Raw genomic sequence first — 20726 nt, 5'->3', positions numbered from 1 at the left:
CAGACCCACCCATGTCCCCTACCTTTTCTCTATTGATCCTTGGCGCGTCCATTCTGTTGATTGTCGTGCTGATCGGTAAATGCCGTGTGCATCCGTTCCTGGCCCTGATCGCCGCCAGTCTGCTGGTGGGGGTCGGCACGGGCATGACTCCCACCGCGATTGTCTCGGCATTTGAGAAGGGCATGGGCAGCACGCTCGGGTTTCTTGCCGGCATCATTGGGTTGGGCAGTATCCTCGGCAAGTTGCTGGAGGAGTCTGGCGGCGCCAAGCGCATTGCGACCACGCTGCTGCGGCTGCTGGGTGAGCAGAACGCCGCGTGGGCGATGATGCTGGTGGGCTTTATCGCCGGGATTCCGGTGTTCTTCGAGGTGGGATTTGTGCTGCTGATCCCGCTGATTTATGTGGTTGCCCGTCAGACTCGGATTAACCTGTTGTACCTGGGTGTACCGCTGGCGACTTCGCTGATGGTGGTGCATTGCATCCTGCCGCCGCACCCCGCCGCCACGGCCATTACCGGCATGCTCAATGCCGATATCGGCAAGGTGATTTTGTACGGGCTGATCGTCGGCTTGCCCACTGCCGTGATCGCCGGGCCGATCTGGGTCAAGCTGACTTGTGCGCGGCAGGCCCCGGCCAACCAGGCGCAGTTTTTGGCTGAGCGTGGTGAGGGGAGCATCGACGACAGCCAGGCCCCCAGTTTCGCGATGGCGATGATCACCGTGCTGTTGCCCTTGGCGCTGATGGTCGGCAAAACCCTGGCCATCCCCTTGCTGGCCAAAGGCTCGATGGCGTTTGAGTGGGTGTCTTTCATAGGTAACCCGCTGATTGCCCTGGCGCTGTCGATTTGCTTTGCCTACTGGTCCCTGGGCCTGCGCCGTGGGCTGGGCATGGGCGATTTGCTCGACCTGACCCACCGCTGCTTCCCGCCGCTGGCCGGTATTCTGCTGGTGATCGGCGCCGGCGGGGCGTTCAACGACATGCTGGTCGGCAGCGGCATCGGCAAAGTCCTGGCGGACGTGCTGGGCCAGTCCAACATCAACCCGATCATCCTCGCGTGGTTGATCGCCGGGCTGATGCACTTCGCCGTGGGCTCGGCCACCGTGGCCATGATCAGCACCGCCGGCATGGTGTTGCCGATCCTCGGGCAGAACCCGCAATACAGCCCCGAGATCCTGGTGATCGCCATCGGTGCCGGCGCCATCGGCTGGACCCACGTGACCGACTCGGCGTTCTGGGTCGTAAAAGAGTACCTGGGGATTTCCCTCTCCGAAGCCCTCAAGAAATTCACCGGCGCCACCGTGCTCGCCTCGGTGGCAGCCCTGGTCTTGACCCTCATCCTTTCCCGGTTTGTGTGATGAACCCCACTCCAAAGGCAGTTCCCATGATTCAAGGCAAAACCCTAGACGCCTGGTATGCAAGCCATCCCGTTATCCAGCAATTGGTCGCACTTGAGCCGGTCAGTTGGTTCAACCCCGCGATCGCCCCGGCCGCTGTAGCGCTTGAGGATGTCGGCCTGACCCTGGAGGATGTACAAGACGCCAGCGCGCGCCTGCTTCGCTTCGCGCCCTACCTCGCCAAGGTGTTCCCGGAGACGGCGGCGGCGGGTGGCATCATCGAGTCCGCGATCCAGCCGCTGAAGGCCATGCAGCACGCGCTGTTGAGCGAAGCCGCCCTCCCCGACTGCGGCGCGCTGTGGCTGAAAAAAGACTGCGACTTGCCGATCTCCGGCTCGATCAAGGCCCGGGGCGGTATTCATGAAGTCCTCAAGCACGCTGAAGACCTGGCCCTGCAGGCAGGCTTGATTACCCTCGACGATAACTACGCGGCCTTGGCCGACGAGCGCGCACTGGGGTTTTTCAGCCAGTACAAAATCGCCGTTGGCTCCACCGGCAACCTTGGCCTGTCCATCGGCATCATCAGCGCCACGCTGGGTTTCCAGGCGACGGTGCACATGTCCTCGGATGCGCGCCAATGGAAGAAGGACAAACTGCGCGCCAGCGGCGTGACGGTGGTGGAATACGCCTCCGACTACAGTGTTGCCGTGGAAAACGGCCGCCAACAGGCGCAAAACGATCCGGCCTGCTATTTCATCGACGATGAAAACTCGCCCCACCTGTTCCTTGGCTATGCCGTGGCCGCCGAGCGCCTGGCCCGGCAATTTGAAGTGGCCGGGGTGCGGGTGGACGCCGAGCATCCGCTGTTCGTGTATCTGCCCTGTGGTGTTGGCGGCGGCCCTGGTGGCGTGGCGTTTGGCTTGAAGCTGGCGTTTGGCGATGCCGTGCACTGTGTGTTTGCCGAACCGACCCACTCGCCGTGCATGCTGCTCGGTGTGTATACCGGGCTGCATGACCAGGTGAGCGTGCAGGACTTCGGCATTGACAATGTCACCGCGGCTGACGGCCTGGCAGTGGGCCGCCCCTCCGGCTTCGTCGGCAAGGCAATGCAGCGCCTGGTCGATGGCTACTACACCGTCACCGACGAAGAACTCTACCGCCTGATGTTCCTCGCCCACGAGCTTGAAGGGGTAAAACTCGAACCTTCGGCCCTGGCCGGCGCGCCAGGCATTGTGCGGGTGCTCAAGGACGCGCAGTATTTGCAGCGCATTGGCGTCTCGGCGGCACAGTTGGCCAGCGCCACGCACTTGATCTGGGGCACCGGCGGCAGCATGGTTCCCGCCGAAGAGTTCGCCACCTACCTGGATAAGGGGCGCGCACTGCAAACCACAATCCATCGTTGATCGCCGGCGGTTGACGCGAAGAGGGACACCCACATGGCAGCACTTGGCCTGGGCAAAGCGCCGAAGCTCACCGGCGCCCACCTGTCCAACCTGCATACCTTCCTGGTCGCCGCCCGCCACCTCAGCTTTGCCCGCGCCGCTGACGAGCTGTGCCTGACCGCCAGTGCGGTCAGTCACCGCATAGCGCGCCTGGAAGAAGAACTGTCGCTCAAGCTGTTCCATCGCTTGCCGCGCAAGGTCGACCTGACCGATGACGGCGAGCGGATTTTCAAGGTCATGCAGCACACCATGGACACCCTGTCCGAGGCCGTGCAAGAACGCTCCGACAGCCAGATCGAAGGCCAGCTGTGCTTTTACGCACGGCCCTCCGTCGCGCAATGCTGGCTGGTCCCCAGGCTGGCCGATTTCACCGCACGCTATCCCGGGATTCAACTGGATGTGCGGGTCGGCAACGAACCGATCGACTACCGCACCCGGCGCATCGACCTGGTGCTGTGCTACTCCAACGGCGAGCATCCGGGCCTGGAAAGCCTGCGCCTGATGCCCGAGCGGATTGCCCCGGTGTGCAGCCCGCAATATGCCCAGGCCCATGGCTTGATCGGGCATCCGGAACGCCTGGCACAGTGCACGGTGCTGCACGATGTGGCGGCGTGGGACAACATTTCATTTGATGCAGAATGGCGCTTATGGCTGGATGCCGTGGGCGACAGCAGCGAGTTGCCAAGCCGCTTCATGACCTTTGACCGCTCCGACTTGAGCACCCTCGCAGCGATCAACCATGCCGGCGTGGCCATTGGCCGCGAGCAACTGGTGCGCAAGCGTGTGCAAGATGGCGAACTGGTGCTGCCGTTCGGCGGGTTCAGGGAGGCGTTCAACTATGGCTACTATCTGGTCCACCCCGCCCACGAAACCCTGCCCAGACGGCTCAAGGCGCTGATCGACTGGCTGGTCGAACAAGCCCGGGGTTGAGGTGTGCCAAGGCAGCTAAACCCGAGAACAACGCGCGCGCCATCGCGGTGATTTCAGGCTGACAGCTAACGGCAAGCGTCCATGCCAAGCCCCTTGTTAGAGGCCCGGCGATGCTTATACTCCTGCGCTGTACCTGTCGCGTTTACGCCCTTTTGTTATGCATGGAAGCCATTTGAATTGAGAAGACCGCTGACCTCTACACGCCTGCTCGTCGGTCTGGGCGTACTACTTTTCGTGGCAACAATCGGGTTATGGGTGTTCTGGCTCGACCGCATCGTGTACTTCAATACGTTGAGCGTGATGATCTGCCTGGTGACATCGCCCCTTTTGGCTGCGGTGGCATTTGTGCTGGGGGTGCGGCGCAGGAATCCGCGCCTCAAATTTACAATAATGGACTCGCTGGAAGAGGCGATCTCGGCGCTCGCCGTTATCGCCGTGGCAGAATTTTTCGTGTTGTCATTGCTTGTGTTTTTTTCCAGCACAAGACCGGGTGATTACATCGCCCGCTACGAATACACCTCCGGCGGCAAGCGGTGCAGCGGGTTGCAGGTCTACGATCGAGAACTCGAAAAACATATAAAAATCTGCCACCCGGATGCGCTTAGGGCGGGTGGCAAGGTCAGGGTCGAAAAGCGCAGTGGCCCGTTGGGTATCACGGTGAAGCGCGCCGAACTCCTTTAGCCCGCCGCACGCGTCTCAACCCGGCGCCCACCGTGAATCACCCCATGCACCAGCAACCCCGCCACCAGCCCCCAGAACGCGCCGCCAATGCCCAGCAACGTGACATTGGCCGCCGTTGCCAAAAAGGTGATCAACGCGGTTTCCCGGGTGCGTGTATCGGCCATCGCATTGGCCAGGCTTGAACCGATGGCGCCGAGCAGCGCCAGGCCCGCCAAGGTGGTGATAAACGCGCGGGGCAGGACCATGAACAAGGTTGCCAACGTCACGCCAAACACCCCGACCAGGATGTACAGCGCCCCACACACCAACCCGGCGATGTAGCGTTTGGAAGGGTCCTGATGGGTATCGCGCCCGGTGCAGATCGCCGCCGTAATCGCTGCGACATTGAACGCGTGGGCGCCGAACGGTGCCATCAACAAAGACCCCAGGCCGGTGACGGTGATGATCGGGTTGGCGCTGGTCTTGAACCCATCGTTACGCAGCACCAGCATGCCGGGGATGTATTGCCCGGTCAGGGTAATCACGAACAGCGGCAAGGCCACGCCAAAAAACGCCGCGATGGAAAAGTGCGGCATTTCAAACACCGGGGCGGCCAGTTGCAGCTCCAGGCTGTGCAGGTCAAGGCGCTGTTGGGCGAGCAGCAGCCCCAGGCCAATCAACAGAATCCCGACCATCGCATACCGTGAAGTGAAGCGGCGCAGCACCGCGTAGGACACCACCAGAACAATCACCAGCAGCGGGTCCGCGCTGGCGCCACCAAACGCCGCCACACCAAATTGCAGGAGAATCCCCGCCAGCAAACCCGCCGCAATGCCACCGGGGATCAGCCGCACCAAGCGCTCGAACGCTCCGCTCAGTCCCAGCACGATAAAACCGAGGGCACACATCACATAGGCGCCGATCACTTCGGCATACGGTGTAAACGGCATGACCGTCGCCAGAAAGGCCACCCCCGGCGTCGACCACGCGGTGATGATCGGCTCGCGGTAGCGGTAGCTCAACCACGCGCCGGTCACGCCCACGCCGATACTCACCGACCAGACCCAGGAAGCGGTTTGCGCCGCGCTCAACTGCGCCAGGTGGGCAGCCTGGAACACCAGGACAAAGGTGCCCGCGTAATTGACGATGACCGAAATCAGCGCGCTGATGCTGGGGGACAGGTAGTCGGCGAGGCGTAGGCGTGGGGCGGGTCGGTTCATGGCGCGTTCCTTGTGTTGAGGCCGCACAGGCTAACAAGCACCGGCCCGCCCTTTCAGTCCACTTCGCCGCCTTGCGCCAGACCACTCTTGAGCACCTTGGCCAACTGCCGGCAGGCACTCTCGATTTCACTGGGCGTCAGCGCCGAGAACCCCAGCAGCCAGCCGCCCCGTGCCGGTGGCCGGGCATAAAGCCGCGTCAGGCCCGGCAACTGGATACCCACCCGCGCCGCCTGGCGAATCGTCTCCAGCTCCGACCATCCCTCATGCAGCACACAAGGCAACTGTAAGCCCCCGGGCGGCAAGCTGGCGGTGACCACATGGCTCAAGTGGCGCTCCACCGCCTCGGCCATGGCATCACGTCGCTCGCCGTAGATTTTGCGCATTGCGCGGATATGGCTGCCGAAATGCCCGTCGTTCATAAACCGCGCCAGGGTCAGTTGGGCGATTTGCGGGGTATGGCCGTCGAGGATGCTGCGGGCGTAGGTCATGGGTTTGACCAACTCCCGGGGCAGCACCATAAAGCCCATGCGCAAGCCGGGGTACAGGGATTTGCTGAAGGTGCCGAGGTAGATCGTGCGCTGGGAGCTGTCCAGGCCCTGCACACAGGCGGTCGGCAAACCTTCATAGTGAAACTGGCTGTCGTAGTCGTCCTCGATAATCCAGCCTTGGCGCTGCTCGGCCCAGGCGATCAGGTCCAGGCGCCGCTCCAGCGCCAGGGTGGCGCCTGTGGGGTATTGATGGGACGGCGTGACATACACGGCGTTGGCGCCGCTGCGGTCGGCGCGCAGGGCGTCGATACACAGGCCTTTGGCGTCCACCGCAACCGGTACCACCTTGAGCTGGGACATTTCAAACGCCTTGCGGGCACCGAAGTAACCGGGGTCTTCCATCAGGATCGGCTGGCCTTCATCCACCAGCACCTGCGCGCACAAATACAGGGCCTGACGCGTGCTCGACAGCACCAGCACCTGATCCGGCGTGACCCGCGCCCCGCGTTCCAGGTTCAGGTAGTCGGCGATGGCCTGGCGCAGGGGTTCGGCGCCTTGCGGGTCGCCATGCAATAGCAGGTTCGGGCGGTAATCCTTCAATGCCTGGCGGTGCAGGCGCTCCCAGATGCCCACGGGGAAGGTGCGCGTTTCCGGCAGCCCTGTGGCAAACGCCTTGACCACCTGCTGGTCGGTCACCCCGCCGCTGGCAAGGATCTGCGCGCCCCTGGCACTCAGCGCCGCAACCTGGTTCGCCACCACTGGCTGGCGCTTGCGTGCGCCCAGCAAGCTCGGCCCGATCTTCTCGGAAACGTAGCTACCCGAACCTTCACGCCGGCACAGGTAACCGTCCAGTTGCAGTTGGACGTAGGCCATTTCTACGGTATCCCGGGAAATGCCCAGTGACTTGCCCAACGTACGCGTGGCGGGCAACCGACTGCCGGGCGCAAGAATGCCCTCCAGGATCAGCTGACGCAGCACGCGCTGCACCCGCACACGCAAATCCAGGGAGGCCAGCTTGGGGTCCGTCAGGCGGATCTTCAGCGTGTCCAGTTCAAGGTTGTGGGTCATTGACTTGGCCCAGGGGTAAAAAAGCATGCATCTTTGTGCGATGCCGCCGATATGTCCACGAGCAATATCGGCGAGCTTTGCCGTCGGGTGTTACAGAGCCATCCGATACTCGATGCAGCCCGAGTCCTCGGCGATCCAGTTGTAGAGTTTCTGCGCACGCTTGTTGGTCTGCTGGGTATGCCAGTACAACCGGGCGCAGCCGTGGTGTTGCGCATAGCGCTGGACCCATTCGATCAACAGTTTGCCGGTGCCGCCGCCGCGCACCGTGGGGGCCACGTACAGGTCTTCGAGGTAGCAGAAGTCGGCGACCGCCCAGGTCGAACGATGCAACAGCGCATGCACCAGCCCCACCAACTCATCCCCCTGCACCGCCACGGCACAGGCCATGGCTTCATTGGTATCGAGCAAGCGGCTGAAGGCAGTGCGGGTGGTGGTCTCATCCAGGCTGACTTGATAAAAGTCCTGGTAGGCCAGCCACAGTTGCAGCCATTGCTCATAGTCTTCAGGTTGCACTGCCCTGACCACGATTGCCTGTGGATCGTTACTCATCGCGTTCTCCTATCGGGAAGCCCGTTCCGGGATGGATCGGGACCCGCCAATGGTAGGTTTCCAAGGCGGCGGCGAACCGACCACTTCCAGACCACCTGGCAGGCCAATCCGCAACGGGCACTCCGTTCACAATTCGTTAAGGATTGCCTTCGTATACTCCAACGCTGCCCCCTAGCATCCGGTAACTCACCCCATGACACGCCCTGCCCCGCTGTTGCTGCTTGCCGGTCTGCTGTTCTTCGTGGCCCTGGGCAATCACGAGTTGCAAGGCTCCACCGAAGCCCGAGTGGCCGGGATTGCCATGGCCATGCACCTGGATAACGACTGGGTGGTGCCGCGCCTGTTCGGTGAGCCCTTCCTGGAAAAACCACCCCTGAGCCTATGGCTGGATGCCGGGGCGATCCGCCTGTTTGGCGCCAGCACCGGCGCGGTACGACTGGCCTCGGCGTTTGCCGGGTTGTTCAGTGTGATGCTGCTGTACGGCATGCTGCGCCGCTTCGGCCGGCCTACGTCCCTGGCGTTTGGCGCCGCGCTGGTGCTGGCGACCATGGCCAGTTACTGGAGCAACGTGCGCGGCGTGGGTGAGGATGCGTTGCTCAGCCTCGGCGTGACCCTGGCGCTGCTCGCCTTCTACCAGGCCACCCGCCCGGAGTCCCAGCCCGGCGCCAATATCGGCACATGGCTGCTGTTTACCTTGGGGATGGCCATCGCCACCTTGAGCAAAGGCGTGCTGGGCCTGGCGATGCCGGGCATTGTGATTTTTGCCTACCTGGCCTGCACCAGCCTGTTGGACAAGCGCGTGCGGCCCGGCCAATGGCTGCGCCCGGGCATGTTCACCTTACTGGCGCTGGTGCCGTTGTTTATCTGGCTGGGTTTTCTGTATCAACGGGGTGGGATGCAGGCGGTCGGTGAGGTGTTGTGGACCAACAGTGTCGGACGTTTCAGCGGCTCCTTCGTCGAAGCCGGGCATTACGAGCCGATCTACTACTACCTGGCCAAACTGCCCGAGGCCTTTTTGCCGTGGAATATCCTGGTGTACCTGGGCCTGTGGCACTTTCGCAAAAGCCTGGCGAGCAATCGTTACCTGCTGTTTTTCAGCCTGTGGCTGGTGGCGCAATTTACCCTGCTGACCTTCGCCTCGAGCAAACGCATCGTGTATCTGATGGCCCTGACCCCGGCGGCGGCGGTCCTCGCGGCCGAATATGGCGCGGTTCTGCTCAGCCGCGTGCCCGCCTATCGCCGTGGCTTGATCAGCGGCGTGTTTGCCGTGGTGATTGCCTGCTACCTGGGCGCTGCTCTCTGGTATGCGCCCAAGGCCGACCGGCGTGAGTCCTTTGTACCGCTGACCCACCAAATCCAGGCATTTCAGGCCCAAGGCCACACGGTGGTGCTGTACCAGCCCAACGAGCGTGTGGCCGGCGCCACCGTGTTTTACACCCAGAACAACTTGCCGATCCTGCAGACCGAGGCACAACTGCGTGCCTATCTCGATGCCAGGCCGGGCAACCTGGCGTTGCTGGACCGCATTGAGCAACTGACCACCCCGGTCACCGCTCTCAAGCAGATCACCGTGGGCAGCCGGCCCTACTCCTTTGTCGAACAGTAAGGCCTACCAAAGCGCCAAATCGTACGTCAGGTAGACCCGGTAGTTATCGCGGTCACTGGCATAGGTGGAACGGTAGGTGGCCTTGCGCAACTCCACGCCCAGGCCTTTGAGGGTGCTGTCCTGGATCACGTAGCGCAGGTGGGTGTCGGACTCCCACTCACGGGCTTCGTGGCCCTTGAAGTCGCCGTTCTGGCCCTTGTAGTAACGGGTCATAAAGCTCAGGCCCGGCAGCACGGCGGCAAAATCGTAGTCATAGCGCAGCATCCAGGTTTGCTCACCGGCCTGGATAAACTTGCCGACCCCAGCGTTGCTGAACGAGTACACGGTGGACACGCTGGCATAGGGCAGCGCGGTGTCGCCACTGACCTTTTGGTAGCCCACACCCAACGCCTGTGGCCCCAGCCGATAGGTGAACAGACCACTGAACATGTCGCTGTCGACCTTGCCGTTACGCGCCTCGCCGGCCTCATTGCTGATGAAGTAGCGCAAGTCACTGGTCAGGCTCCCCGCGCCCAACGGCTGCTTATGCACCAGGCCGAGGAATTGCTGGCGATAGAACTCGCGCATTTCCCCGTAGTACCAGGTGCCGCTGAGCGTAGGCGTGAAGGCATAGGTGGCGCCCGCGAAATCGAAGTCGCTGCCCTTCTTGCCGCTGTAGCCCTGTGGATAAATATCCACGCTGTCGCTGGAGTTACGCAGTTTGAATTGATCCAGGTGCCCGCTGTGCAGGTACAGGTTGCGGATGCCTGTGTATTCGACCTGGGTGCCGCGAAATGTCTGGGGCAGCAGGCGCCCATCGTTATGCACCAGTACCGGGATCTTGGGCAGCAAGGTGCCGGTTTTCACCACGGCCGCGCCGATGCGCATTTTTGCGGTCACGCCGAGGCTGGAGAATTCATTGGCGGCGCGCCCATCATCGTGGACCGGCAACAAACCGGTGCCGGCGTGGGTGCGGCTGGAGTCGAGCTTGATCCCCGACAGCCCCTGGGCATCCAGGCCAAAGCCGACGGTGCCCTCGGTGTAGCCCGACTGCAGGTTGAGCAAAAAGCCTTGCGCCCATTCCTTGCGGTCCTCGCCACCGTCGCGATAACCGTCGTTGAAATAGTAATTGCGCAGGGTCAGCTTGCCATGGGAATCCTCCCAGAACCCCTGGGCCATCAGCGACGGCGACAGACTCGCCAGCACCCCGACGGTGACCACGCCACCCCTGGTGAAAAGCTCACGCATAACTGTTTCCTCAATGCCGTATTGTCGATTTTTATGGGCAGTTGCTCCGTGTGCCAGGCTGGACGCCAGGTCACATTGGGGCGGACACTAACGGCTTGCCGAACGCCCCACAACGTTATGCGAGAAGCGCATGACGCTATGCGCAAAGCCGCCCTTCGACAGGAAATCCACGGTGAATCTCAAGCAACTCGAAGCCTTCAAGGCAATCATGTCCACCGGCTCGACCATCGGCGCAGCCACCCGTATGGGCTTGTCGCAGTCTGCGGTCAGCCGCCTGTTGAGCCAGTTGGAAGACGCCCTGGGGTTTGCCCTGTTCCTGCGCAAAAAGGGCCGGTTGATGGCCACGCCAGAGGCCGAGGAACTGCTCACCGAAGTCGCCGGTCTGGTGGACGGCATGCAGCGGATCCAGCGTCTGGCGGACGAAATGCGCGTCGGCCGCTCGCGCAAAAGCCTGCTTAAAGTCGGCGTGCCCACCAGCATGACCCAGGAGTTGTTGCCGCGTATTGTTGCGGACTTTCTCAAGGACCATGACGACACCGTGGTCGAGCTGCTGACCGGTTCCTACGACATGATCGAGCGCGCCGTGCTGGACCGCTCCGCCGACCTGGGTTTTGTGCGCCTGCCCACCGAGATCCCCGACTTTGATATCGAGCCGGTACTGCACACCGAAGGCGTGTGCGTGATGCCGGCCGACCATCCACTGAGCCGCCACCCGTTCATCGAGGTGCAGCATCTGCGCAATGTGCCGTTGGTGATGCTGGGCCGGCAACGGGCGGTACGTACCGAGTTGAACCAGATGTTCCGCGCCGCCAACCTGACGCCCCAGGTACGGGTCGAAGTGCACTCGGTGGGCACCGCCTGCAGCTTTGTCGCCGAAGGCCTGGGAGTGTCGATCGTCAATGGCCTGCTGGCCAGCCACTTCATGCACCTGCCGATTGTCAGCCGGCCGTTTCGCCCGGCGTTGCCCTATGAATTTGGCCTGGCATTTCGTGCCGACGAGCCGCGCCCGCAGTTGGTAACGGCATTTGCCGAGCACCTCAAGCAGCGCCTGAATTCCATTGCGAAAATCCCGTAGCCCTCTGCGCGGTCGGAGACCAGAATCCCCTCTCGGCATCCCGAGCGCTGCGTAAAACGCATACCCCAACCCGCCCCACGCATAACGTTGTGGGCCTGCGCGCGATGCCCTAGTGTCCGCCCAACCAAGCGTCACTACCCACAACAATAACAGCGCACGCACCCCGCTCAGACGGGGGCCGTGCCGGGGCCGCCAGCATGACCGAACCGCAGATCCTCCGTACCCCGTCGCCCACCGAGGCGGCCGCAGACAAACCCGTGCAACGCAAGCAAATCAACCCGGCGATCATTCTGCTGAGTATCGTCCTGCTCGCCGTCGCCTTCACCTACGCGGTGAATGCCGGCAAGTTCCAGCGTCAGAATGGCCTGGTGGTGCCGGGCTCGTATCAAGTGCTGGAAAAGCAGGATTCCTTCAGCCAACTGTTCTCCCTGGAACCCCGCAAGGCCGGCGACACAACGGCCCGCCCGGTATCGTTGGTGGAAGGTTTCATGGCCATTCCCCAAGGCATCGAAAAGCGGGCGGCGCTGATTTTCATGGTGCTGTTCATCGGCGGCATGTTCGGCGTGCTGAACAAGGCCGGGGTGATCGACGCCGGGCTGGAGCGCCTGCTAGGCATGACACGAGGCAATATCTACGTGCTGGTGCCGAGCCTGATGCTGGTGTTTTCCGCTGGCAGTACCTTTATGGGGCTGGCCAAGGAATTCATCCTGATCGTGCCGTTGATGGTGGCCATGGCCAACCGCCTGGGGCTGTCGAACCTGATTGGCCTGGCCATCGTCACCATCTCGGTGAAGATCGGCTACCTGGCGTCCATCTCCAACCCGGTGGCCTTGTCCGTGGCCCAGCCGATGGTCGGCCTGCCGATCTTCAGCGGCTTGAGCATGCGCGTCGCGGCCTATTGCACCTTCCTGTTGGTGGGTATCGCGTTTGTGCTGTGGAGCATTCGCAAGCACGGCTTTGATGCCAGCGCGCAGATCACCTTCGAAAGCAAACCCCTGCCGATTCGCCACCTGTTGAACCTGCTGGTGCTGGGCGGCGGCATCGGCTTCCTGGTGTATGCCTCGAACCGCTGGGGCTGGAAATACCATGAGCTGTCGGCGTTCTACCTGCTGCTGACCGTGGCCTTCGCCGTGATCGCCGGCCTGGCCGCGAGCACCGCCGCCAGCGCGTTTGTCGATGGCATGAAGAAGGTGCTGATCGCCGGCGTCCTGATCGGCCTGGCGACCGCCGTGGAAATCATCCTCAGCACCGGCCAGGTGCTGGACACCATCGTCAACAGCCTGGCCAACCTGGTGGGCGACCACGGGCCGGTGGTCTCGGCCTACGGCATGTTCTTCGCACAACTGGGGCTGGACGTGCTGATCCCCTCCACCTCCGGCCAGGCCGCGGTGACCATGCCGATCTTCGGGCCACTGGGCCAGTTGTCCGGGGTCAGCCCGCAAACCACGGTGTTTGCCTTTTTGATGGGCAACGGCCTGACCAACATGATCACCCCGACCTCCAGTGGCCTGCTGGTGCTGCTGGCCACCGCCAACGTCGGCTGGGGCCAATGGGCGCGCTACATCCTGCCGCTGTTCCTGATCTATGCGGTACTGGCGATGGTGCTGCTGGCCATTGCCGTGCAAACCGGATACTGAGTCGATGAGTGTTTTACCTATGCAAACCCTGCACAACCAGATGATCGCCATGCGCGACGGCATCCACCTGGCCACCGATATCTACCTGCCGGCGGGCGGCGAAGGGCCGTATCCGGTGGTGATCGAACGTACGCCCTATGACAAGTGCAAACCGTCGCGCTCGGAAAAACAGCTCGACGGCCAGCACATCTCCCGCGAGCAAATGGCGGCGCGTTTTACCGCCCAGGGGTTTGTCGCGATCTTCCAGGATTGTCGCGGGCGCTACGCCTCCGAAGGGGTGTTCACCAAGTACACCGCCGAGGGCGAAGACGGTTTCGACACCCTGGCCTGGATCGTTCGCCAGCCATGGTGCAACGGCAAGATCGGCAGCATGGGCCTGTCCTACGCGGCCCACACCCAACTGGCGATGGCCTGCCTGCATCCGCCGGGCCTGGGCAGCATGGTGCTCGACAGCGGCGGCTTCGCCAACGCCTACCAATGCGGGATTCGCCAGGGCGGTGCGTTTGAACTCAAGCAGGCCACCTGGGCGTTTCGCCAGGCCAAAGAAAGCCCGCTCGCCCTGGCCGACCCGCAGGTGCGCCAGGCGCTGGAAGACGAAGACATCCATGAATGGTTCCGCCGCATGCCCTGGCAGGCGGGCCAATCGCCGTTGCGTCATGTGCCCGAGTACGAAGCCTATCTGCTGGAGCAGTGGGCCCAGGGCACCTTCGGCCCCTACTGGCAGAAATCGGGAATTTATGCCGAAGGTCACTACGGGCGCTTGCCGGATATTCCGGTGCTGTTCATGTCCAGTTGGTACGACGCCTATGTCAGCTCGACCCTGGCCAACTACACCGCCTTCAACCGCGCCAGCAGCGCGCCGCAACGGTTGATCATGGGGCCGTGGTTGCACGGTGACCGCAATATCAGCCATAGCGGCGATGTGGAGTTCGGCGCCCAGGCCGCGTTTGACGGCCAGGTGGCGCAGGATTGGTTGAGTTGTCGCCTGCAATGGTTCGAGCAATCACTCAAGCCCGGGACGCAGCCACCGCCGGCCCAGGTGCAGGTGTTCTTGATGGGCGGTGGCAGCGGTTTGCCGGATGAGCAGGGCCGCCTGCAACATGGCGGTCGCTGGCTGCAGGGCGAGCAATGGCCACTGCCTGGCACCCAGTCGCTGACCTTGTACCTGGATGCGCAACGGCAACTGACCGAGGTTGCGCCCAGCGCTGACGAAGCTGTGTTGGGTTACTACGCCGACCCGGCCAACCCGGTGCCGACCGTGGGCGGTGCATTGACATCCGGCGCGCCGATTTTTGTCGGCGGCGCCTTCGACCAGCGTGAACGCCCGGACTTTTTTGGCACCCGGGGTGACAATCGCCCCCTGTGCGAGCGCGACGATGTGCTGAGCTTTCAGACCGCGCCCCTGAGCGAAGACCTGATCGTCGCCGGGACGGTGCAGATCGAGCTGTGGATCGACAGCGACGCGCCGGACACCGACTTCACCGCCAAGCTGGTGGATGTCTACCCGCCGAGCGCCGCTTACCCGGAAGGCTTTGCGATGAACATCACCGACGGCATCCGCCGCTGCCGCTATCGTGACGATTGGGAGCAGCCCAGACCGCTGACACCCGGTGAGCGGGTGAAGGTGAACATCGAGCCATTTGCCACCTGCAATCTGTTCAAACAGGGCCATCGCCTGCGCTTGGACATTTCCAGTAGCAATTTCCCGCGCTTCGACGTCAACCCCAACAGCGGCGAGAACGAGGGCCAGGCCAGCCATCCGCGCATCGCGCACAATCGCCTGCACCTGAGCCGGGATGCAGCGTCGTGCCTGGTCCTGAGCATCCTGCCCAAAAGCTGATCCCCCTATCCCCCTGACCAGCGGCCGTGTTGTGCCGAGCGGGCTTGTTGTGGCGAGCGGGCTTGCCCGCGTTGGACTGCGCAGCAGTCCCCTCTCCTGGGTAGGGCGCTACGCCCCCCAACGCGGGCAAGCCCGCTCGCCACAAAGGGAAGTCCGCTTTTTAAAAGTGACCACTCATCCACGAATCCCACATTGATTAAAAAACCGTTTCAGCTCTCGCCCTGCCTGCCGATATCCCCAGACTATCCATCGGCTGGGCGACCTTCCAGCAACTGATGTACACGCAATCTGTTCCTGGAGGAATTCGATGAATACATGGTTTGGCAACATCAGCGTCAACTTGAAACTGGGCCTGGGCTTTGGCCTGGTGCTCGTGCTCACCTCGATCCTCGCACTCACCGGCTGGACCAGCCTGGGCAGCCTGATCGACCGCAGCAACTGGATGAGCGACATCACCCAGCTCAATGCATCGCTGACCAAACTGCGCATCGTGCGCCTGCAGTACATGCTCGCCAACGGCGACGAAGCCGTGGCGCAGAATGTGCAGACCACCCTCGACAGTTTTGCCGCGCAGCAGCAACAGTTGGTCAACAGCTTCAAGAGCCCGGAAAACCTCAAGCTGCTCAACGAACAGAAAGACACCATCACCGCCTACCGGCAGTCGCTGAACAAAATGCGCGAGGCCTACCGCAACGGTAACGCCGCACGCCAGACCATGGGCGAGCGCGCCGACGCCGCCGGCCTGGTGATTGCAGCCCTGGACCGCAGCGTGCGGCAGATGCCAGAAAGCAGTGAGCGCTTCGCCCAGTACGAAGCCGTCAACCACGCCAAGCAAGAGTTCCAGGTGGCGCGCTATGAAGTGCGCGGCTACACCGGCAACGTCAACCCAGACACCGAAGCCCGCGCAGAGGCGCAAATCGAATCGGCGATCAATGGCCTCAAAGGTTTGAAGAACGTGTTCGGTGAAGCCCAACGAACCGAGCTGACCGCCCTGGAAAACGCCCTGGGCGCCTACCGCACTGCGCTGCAGGCGTATAAAGCCGCCAACGCCAATATCGTTCTCGCCCGCCAGGAAATGACTGTGCAGGGCGCCGATATCGTGTCGCACAGCGAAGCGCTGTATAACATCCAACTGCAACGCCGCGACGCCGAAAGCGTCCAGGCTCGCAGCCTGCAACTGATCAGCACCGTGCTCGCCCTGTTGGTGGGGATTATCGCCGCGCTGGTCATCACCCGGCAGATCACCCGCCCGCTGCAGGAAACCCTGGCAGTGGTCGAGCGCATCGCTTCCGGCGACCTGAGCCACAACATCCAGGTGACCCGTCGCGATGAGCTGGGCGTGCTGCAACAAGGCATCCAGCGCATGGGCAGCACCTTGCGCGAGCTGATTTCCGGTATCCGCGACGGCGTCACGCAGATCGCCAGCGCTGCCGAAGAGCTGTCGGCCGTGACCGAGCAGACCAGCGCCGGGGTCAACAGCCAGAAGATCGAGACCGATCAAGTGGCCACCGCGATGCATGAGATGACCGCCACCGTGCAGGAAGTGGCGCGCAACGCCGAACAGGCTTCCCAGGCCGCATCCACCGCCGATGGCCAGGCCCGCGAAGGCGACAAGGTGGTGGCCGAAGCCATCGCCCAGATCGAACGCCTGGCCGACGAAGTGGCGCGTTCCACCGACGCCATGGCGCACCTGCAACAAGAGAGCAACAAGATCGGCAGTGTGATGGACGTGATCAAGGCCGTGGCCGAACAGACCAACCTGCTGGCGCTCAACGCCGCCATCGAAGCCGCACGTGCCGGTGAAGCCGGCCGCGGGTTTGCCGTGGTCGCCGACGAGGTCCGCGGCCTGGCCCAGCGCACGCAGAAGTCCACCGAAGAAATCGAAGGCCTGGTCGCCGGTTTGCAGAACGGCACCCAGCAAGTGGCCACGGTGATGAACAACAGCCGCAGCCTGACCGACAGCAGCGTCGAACTGACCCGCAAGGCCGGCGTCTCCCTGGAGAACATCACCCGCACGGTGTCGAACATCCAGTCGATGAACCAACAGATCGCCGCCGCCGCCGAACAGCAAAGCGCCGTGGCCGAAGAAATCAGCCGCAGCATCGTCAATGTGCGTGATGTGTCGGAGCAGACCGCAACGGCCAGCGACGAGACCGCCAAGTCCAGCGTCGAACTGGCACGACTGGGGCAGCCAGTTGCAGCAGATGGTCAGCCATTTCCGGGTGTAAACAAAAAGCCGCCCCGGCCGAAACCGGGGCGGCTCCACTTCTCAGGCCTTGACGGTCATCGAAGCTGTCTCGCAGGAATCGCCAGACGTGCTAAACACGCAGGCCATTCACCACGAGGTGTGACAAACAGCGGCTGATGCCCTGCCATTTGTCGATCAGGCCTGGCCTTCCTCGACAAACACCAGCCGATTACCAAACGGGTCCTTGATGCTCATCTCCCGCGAGCCCCAGGGTGTTTCCTCGACGCCCGGCTTGGCAAAGCGATAATTCTTGGCCTGCAACTGCTGCTGGAACCCATCCACCCCTGGGGCCTGGATCCGCACCGCCGCACCCGGCGAGGCGTCGCCATGGTGCTCGGATAGATGCAGCACGCACTCGCCCAGCGACACTTGCAGGTACAACGGAAAATTCGCTTCGAACCGATGCTGCCAATCCACCTTGAACCCCAGGAAGTCGACGTAGAACTCCAGCGCCTTGGCCTCGTCGAAAATCCGCAGGATGGGGGTGACTTTTCCTAACTGCATAAGGCTCTCCAAATCCACAAAACGTCCTGTTGTCAGGCCACCACCCTACCCCAAGGCGAGCGTGCCGTGAACGCCAGTCGAGGCTGGATTCAACCGTGGGCCCTGCCGGCGGTGCCATAGCGCTGTGCCGAAAAGAAATCGCTGGCGACCGCCTCGGTGAGGGTCATGGAGGACTCGGGCGTGCCGCTATGCGCCCAGCCGGTCACCGCGCCACTGCTGTGCGTGCTGTTGGCGGACGAGAATTTATGCAGGTAGACCTTGTCAGGGTCGATCCATTGATGGGTCAGGCTCCAGACTTTTTCCTGGATCCAGCCTTTGATCGTATCCCGGGGAAAAGGAAAGGTGGCCAGCGTGTTGGCGGCTGGCACATTAGCTTCGCCCGTATGGTCACCGACGCGCACCGAGGCAGTGAAGATGGATGGGTTACCGAAATGACTGACGCTTCATATTGATTGTGCATACAGGCTCTCCGTAAGAAGTCCCGTCCATCTTAGATAGCGCTCCCACAGCCACAACCTGCGTTTTGTAAGCCCTCATTGAGCACAATCTGACACACCTCATGGCCTGTCACACCTGGGCAAAACCCCGCCGCAAATCACCACTGCGCGCCAGGAAGCGCCCCGCCCGCTGGCCGTTCGCCTGCCCGTCGCAGTAGCTCAACACACCATTGACCCACACCCCATCAATGCCCTCGGCGGCACGTTGCGGGTCCTTGAAGTCCGCCACATCCCTTACCCGCAACGGGTCGAACAGCACCAGGTCGGCCCAATGCCCCTCGCGGATTTCCCCGCGTTCGGCCAGGCCAAAGCGCGCGGCCGACAAGCCGGTCATTTTGTGTACCGCTGTGTGCAGCGGGAAAAGTCCCAGGTCACGACTGAAATGTCCGAGTACCCGCGGGAATGCGCCCCACAAGCGCGGATGGGGGAACGGGTCTTCCGGCAAGCCGTCGGAGCCCACCATCGACAGCGGATGGGCAAGGATGCGTTGCACATCGGCCTCATCCATTCCGTAGTACACCGCCCCCGCCGGTTGCAGGCGACGGGCAGCGTCCAGCAGGGATACCCCCCACTCGGCGGCGATGTCCTGCAAGTCACGCCCGCCCACTTCCGGGTACGGCGTGGACCAGGTGATGGTGATGCGGAAGGCATCGGTGACTTGCTTGAGGTCCAGGGTCGAGGAACTGGCGGCATAGGGATAACAATCGCAGCCCACCGGATGGGTCTTCGCCGCCTGCTCCAGGGACGCCAGCAATTGCGGGCTGCGCCCCCAGTTGCCGGCGCCGGCACATTTGAGGTGGGAAATAATCACCGGTGCCTGGGCATGGCGGCCGATCAGAAACGCCTCGTCCATGGCCTCCAGCACCGGCTCGAATTCACTGCGCAGATGGGTGGTGTACACCGCGCCAAACGCCGTCAGTTCTTCACTCAGTTGCAGCACTTCGTCGGTGTCAGCGTTGAACGCGCTGGCGTAGGCCAGACCTGTGGACAAGCCGAGGGCACCCGCTTCGAGGCTTTCCTGCAGTTGCTCGCGCATCGCCGCGATTTCGGTGGCGGTGGCGGTGCGGTGCAGGTCGTCCATATGGTTACTGCGCAAAGCGGTATGGCCAATCAATGCTGCGACATTGAGGGCCGGGTGAGCGTTTTCCACCGCCGCGCGGTAATCGAGGAAACGCGGATAGGCAAACGCCTCGGCATTGCCCAGCAGGTTCATCGGGTCTGGCGGATCGCCACGCAGGCTGACCGGCGAGGCGCTGATGCCGCAGTTGCCGACGATCACCGTGGTCACGCCCTGGCTGAGCTTGGGCAGCATCTGCGGCTGGCGGATCACCACCGTGTCATCGTGGGTGTGGACGTCGATAAAACCCGGCGCCAGTACACGCCCATCGGCTTGGATTTCATGCTCGCCCTGGGCCGCCGACAAGTCGCCGATCTTCTCGATACGCCCCGCGCGCAGCCCCACGTCAGCGAGATACCCCGGCGTGTTGCTGCCATCAATGATCAGCGCCTGGCGAATCAGCGTGTGGTACTTCATCTCAATCTCCCAGCGGCAGGCTGTCAGGGCCGCCGCGATAGTCGTCCAGGGCCAGCTTGATCCGGCGCAGGCGCTCCTGGTTGTCGTCCGGCATGGCCAGGGCCAGTTCAGTGGCGAGCAAATCAATGGCCAGCAGCATGCCGTAGCGCGCCGCCGTGGGTTTGTAGATAAAACTGGTTTCGGCCGGTTGCAGCGGCAGCAGCACGTCGGCCAACTGTGCCAGCGGCGAGTCGGCCAGGGTGATGGCGACAATCCGTGCGCCATAGTTGCGGGCCAGTTCCACCACGCCCAGCAGCTCGGGTGTGAGGCCGGTCAGGGAGCAGACAATCAGGGCGTGCTCGGCACTCAATGTGGCGGCCGTGACCCGCATCATCACCGGATCGCGGCAGGCAGCAATCGAATAGCCCAGGCGCACCAGACGCACTTGCAACTCTTCACTGCACAGGCTCGAGGGGCCGCCCATGCCAAAGGCGTGGATCATCCGCGCCTTGCCCAGCAGGTTCACCGCATCGACAAAACCAGCCTGATTGAAGCCGGACAGGTGCTGGCGCAGCGTCCCTTCGATATCGCCGAGGATCTGCCGATGAAACGCCGACTGCTCGGGCAACCCCGCCGGGTCGAGGAAGCGACTGCCCACACCGCTGGCCTGGGCCAGTTGCAGGCGCAGGTCGCGCAAATCACGGCAGCCGACGCTGCGGGCAAATCGCGACAAGGTCGCGGTGCTGACCTCGGCCCGCTGGGACAACTCTTCCAGGCTGGCGGATGCGGCAAAACCCACATCATCGAGCATCAGCCGGGCGATACGCCCTTCGCCAGCGCTGAAGGAATCCTGGCGGGCGCGGATCTGGTAGAGGATGTCCATGGGGT

The 20726-nt window shown here is 62.8% G+C and carries 17 protein-coding genes and 1 pseudogene; 10 read left to right on the top strand and 8 right to left on the bottom strand.

Going from position 1 to position 20726, the window contains the following annotated elements; all coding sequences use genetic code 11:
* Positions 1-11: 11 nt before the first annotated feature.
* The 4 genes from PSH80_RS03425 to PSH80_RS03410 all read left to right on the top strand — a co-directional run bounded on the left by PSH80_RS03425 (position 12) and on the right by PSH80_RS03410 (position 4387).
* The gene (locus PSH80_RS03425) at positions 12-1355 is read left to right on the top strand and encodes a gluconate:H+ symporter (protein WP_220172688.1); all 1344 of its coding nucleotides are present in this window, start codon (positions 12-14) and stop codon (positions 1353-1355) included.
* Between the two features lie 26 nt (positions 1356-1381).
* Entirely contained in the window at positions 1382-2737 is a 1356-nt protein-coding gene (locus PSH80_RS03420; RefSeq protein ID WP_305419197.1) for a D-serine ammonia-lyase, read from the top strand.
* Between the two features lie 33 nt (positions 2738-2770).
* Complete coding sequence (dsdC, locus tag PSH80_RS03415; protein ID WP_057960604.1) at positions 2771-3706, top strand: DNA-binding transcriptional regulator DsdC; 936 nt, start codon at positions 2771-2773, stop codon at positions 3704-3706.
* 177 nt (positions 3707-3883) lie between these two features.
* On the top strand, positions 3884-4387 hold the full coding sequence (locus PSH80_RS03410; protein WP_057960605.1) for a hypothetical protein: 504 nt from the start codon (positions 3884-3886) through the stop codon (positions 4385-4387).
* Here the strand turns inward: PSH80_RS03410 and PSH80_RS03405 are convergent.
* The 3 genes from PSH80_RS03405 to PSH80_RS03395 form a co-directional block, all read right to left on the bottom strand.
* Positions 4384-5586, bottom strand: coding sequence for a benzoate/H(+) symporter BenE family transporter (locus tag PSH80_RS03405; RefSeq protein WP_057960606.1), 1203 nt, complete (start codon positions 5584-5586; stop codon positions 4384-4386). The two genes, PSH80_RS03410 and PSH80_RS03405, sit on opposite strands and share 4 nt — an antisense overlap.
* A 53-nt stretch (positions 5587-5639) precedes the next feature.
* On the bottom strand, positions 5640-7142 hold the full coding sequence (locus PSH80_RS03400; RefSeq protein WP_057960607.1) for a PLP-dependent aminotransferase family protein: 1503 nt from the start codon (positions 7140-7142) through the stop codon (positions 5640-5642).
* A gap of 90 nt (positions 7143-7232) precedes the next feature.
* Positions 7233-7691, bottom strand: a complete 459-nt coding sequence (locus PSH80_RS03395) for a GNAT family N-acetyltransferase (RefSeq protein WP_115127346.1) — start codon at positions 7689-7691, stop codon at positions 7233-7235.
* Between the two features lie 193 nt (positions 7692-7884).
* Between PSH80_RS03395 and PSH80_RS03390 the strand changes: the two genes are divergently transcribed.
* Positions 7885-9297, top strand: coding sequence for a glycosyltransferase family 39 protein (locus tag PSH80_RS03390; protein WP_305419195.1), 1413 nt, complete (start codon positions 7885-7887; stop codon positions 9295-9297).
* A 3-nt stretch (positions 9298-9300) separates the two neighbouring features.
* Here the strand turns inward: PSH80_RS03390 and PSH80_RS03385 are convergent, their stop codons facing one another.
* Positions 9301-10524: an OprD family porin gene (locus PSH80_RS03385; RefSeq protein ID WP_305419193.1), complete on the bottom strand. Its 1224-nt coding sequence runs from the start codon at positions 10522-10524 to the stop codon at positions 9301-9303.
* Between the two features lie 172 nt (positions 10525-10696).
* On the opposite strand from PSH80_RS03385, the gene PSH80_RS03380 reads away from it, so the two are divergent.
* From PSH80_RS03380 to PSH80_RS27245, 5 genes and pseudogenes are all read left to right on the top strand, one after another.
* Positions 10697-11599 carry a LysR substrate-binding domain-containing protein gene (locus PSH80_RS03380; RefSeq protein WP_305419191.1) on the top strand — a complete coding sequence of 301 codons (903 nt, stop codon included), beginning with the start codon at positions 10697-10699 and terminating at the stop codon, positions 11597-11599.
* Positions 11600-11796: 197 nt separating this feature from the next.
* Positions 11797-13236, top strand: a complete 1440-nt coding sequence (locus PSH80_RS03375) for a YfcC family protein (RefSeq protein ID WP_057440207.1) — start codon at positions 11797-11799, stop codon at positions 13234-13236.
* A gap of 19 nt (positions 13237-13255) precedes the next feature.
* Positions 13256-15076 (top strand): CocE/NonD family hydrolase, encoded by a 1821-nt coding sequence (locus PSH80_RS03370; RefSeq protein ID WP_200660579.1) that lies wholly within the window; start codon positions 13256-13258, stop codon positions 15074-15076.
* 307 nt (positions 15077-15383) lie between these two features.
* Positions 15384-16400 (top strand): annotated as a pseudogene (locus tag PSH80_RS27250) (methyl-accepting chemotaxis protein); the annotation flags it as partial.
* Between the two features lie 39 nt (positions 16401-16439).
* Positions 16440-17441: a methyl-accepting chemotaxis protein gene (locus PSH80_RS27245; RefSeq protein ID WP_370693730.1), complete on the top strand. Its 1002-nt coding sequence runs from the start codon at positions 16440-16442 to the stop codon at positions 17439-17441.
* Positions 17442-17459: 18 nt separating this feature from the next.
* On the opposite strand, the gene PSH80_RS03360 is transcribed toward PSH80_RS27245, so the two are convergent.
* The 4 genes from PSH80_RS03360 to PSH80_RS03345 form a co-directional block, all read right to left on the bottom strand.
* The gene (locus tag PSH80_RS03360; protein ID WP_057960612.1) at positions 17460-17828 is read right to left on the bottom strand and encodes a glyoxalase superfamily protein; all 369 of its coding nucleotides are present in this window, start codon (positions 17826-17828) and stop codon (positions 17460-17462) included.
* Between the two features lie 89 nt (positions 17829-17917).
* Complete coding sequence (locus PSH80_RS03355) at positions 17918-18196, bottom strand: dermonecrotic toxin domain-containing protein (protein ID WP_198800009.1); 279 nt, start codon at positions 18194-18196, stop codon at positions 17918-17920.
* A 199-nt stretch (positions 18197-18395) separates the two neighbouring features.
* Positions 18396-19859, bottom strand: coding sequence for an amidohydrolase family protein (locus tag PSH80_RS03350; protein ID WP_305419187.1), 1464 nt, complete (start codon positions 19857-19859; stop codon positions 18396-18398).
* 1 nt (position 19860) lies between these two features.
* Positions 19861-20721: a MurR/RpiR family transcriptional regulator gene (locus tag PSH80_RS03345; RefSeq protein ID WP_057960615.1), complete on the bottom strand. Its 861-nt coding sequence runs from the start codon at positions 20719-20721 to the stop codon at positions 19861-19863.
* Positions 20722-20726: the final 5 nt, after the last annotated feature.

Source organism: Pseudomonas sp. FP818 (assembly GCF_030687335.1).
Taxonomy (GTDB): Bacteria; Pseudomonadota; Gammaproteobacteria; order Pseudomonadales; family Pseudomonadaceae; genus Aquipseudomonas; species Aquipseudomonas shahriarae.
The sequence above is the reverse complement of the archived record's forward strand: the minus strand, read 5'-3'. Positions and strand labels throughout refer to the sequence as shown.

Bases quoted from the DNA above. Each gene is read 5' to 3' on its own strand.
- PSH80_RS03425 (WP_220172688.1), top strand. From the start codon at position 12: ATGTCCCCTACCTTTTCTCTATTGATCCTTGGCGCGTCCATTCTGTTG.
- PSH80_RS03420 (WP_305419197.1), top strand. From the start codon at position 1,382: ATGATTCAAGGCAAAACCCTAGACGCCTGGTATGCAAGCCATCCCGTT.
- dsdC (WP_057960604.1), top strand. From the start codon at position 2,771: ATGGCAGCACTTGGCCTGGGCAAAGCGCCGAAGCTCACCGGCGCCCAC.
- PSH80_RS03405 (WP_057960606.1), bottom strand. From the start codon at position 5,586: ATGAACCGACCCGCCCCACGCCTACGCCTCGCCGACTACCTGTCCCCC.
- PSH80_RS03400 (WP_057960607.1), bottom strand. From the start codon at position 7,142: ATGACCCACAACCTTGAACTGGACACGCTGAAGATCCGCCTGACGGAC.
- PSH80_RS03395 (WP_115127346.1), bottom strand. From the start codon at position 7,691: ATGAGTAACGATCCACAGGCAATCGTGGTCAGGGCAGTGCAACCTGAA.
- PSH80_RS03390 (WP_305419195.1), top strand. From the start codon at position 7,885: ATGACACGCCCTGCCCCGCTGTTGCTGCTTGCCGGTCTGCTGTTCTTC.
- PSH80_RS03385 (WP_305419193.1), bottom strand. From the start codon at position 10,524: ATGCGTGAGCTTTTCACCAGGGGTGGCGTGGTCACCGTCGGGGTGCTG.
- PSH80_RS03375 (WP_057440207.1), top strand. From the start codon at position 11,797: ATGACCGAACCGCAGATCCTCCGTACCCCGTCGCCCACCGAGGCGGCC.
- PSH80_RS03370 (WP_200660579.1), top strand. From the start codon at position 13,256: ATGCAAACCCTGCACAACCAGATGATCGCCATGCGCGACGGCATCCAC.
- PSH80_RS27245 (WP_370693730.1), top strand. From the start codon at position 16,440: ATGGGCAGCACCTTGCGCGAGCTGATTTCCGGTATCCGCGACGGCGTC.
- PSH80_RS03360 (WP_057960612.1), bottom strand. From the start codon at position 17,828: ATGCAGTTAGGAAAAGTCACCCCCATCCTGCGGATTTTCGACGAGGCC.
- PSH80_RS03350 (WP_305419187.1), bottom strand. From the start codon at position 19,859: ATGAAGTACCACACGCTGATTCGCCAGGCGCTGATCATTGATGGCAGC.
- PSH80_RS03345 (WP_057960615.1), bottom strand. From the start codon at position 20,721: ATGGACATCCTCTACCAGATCCGCGCCCGCCAGGATTCCTTCAGCGCT.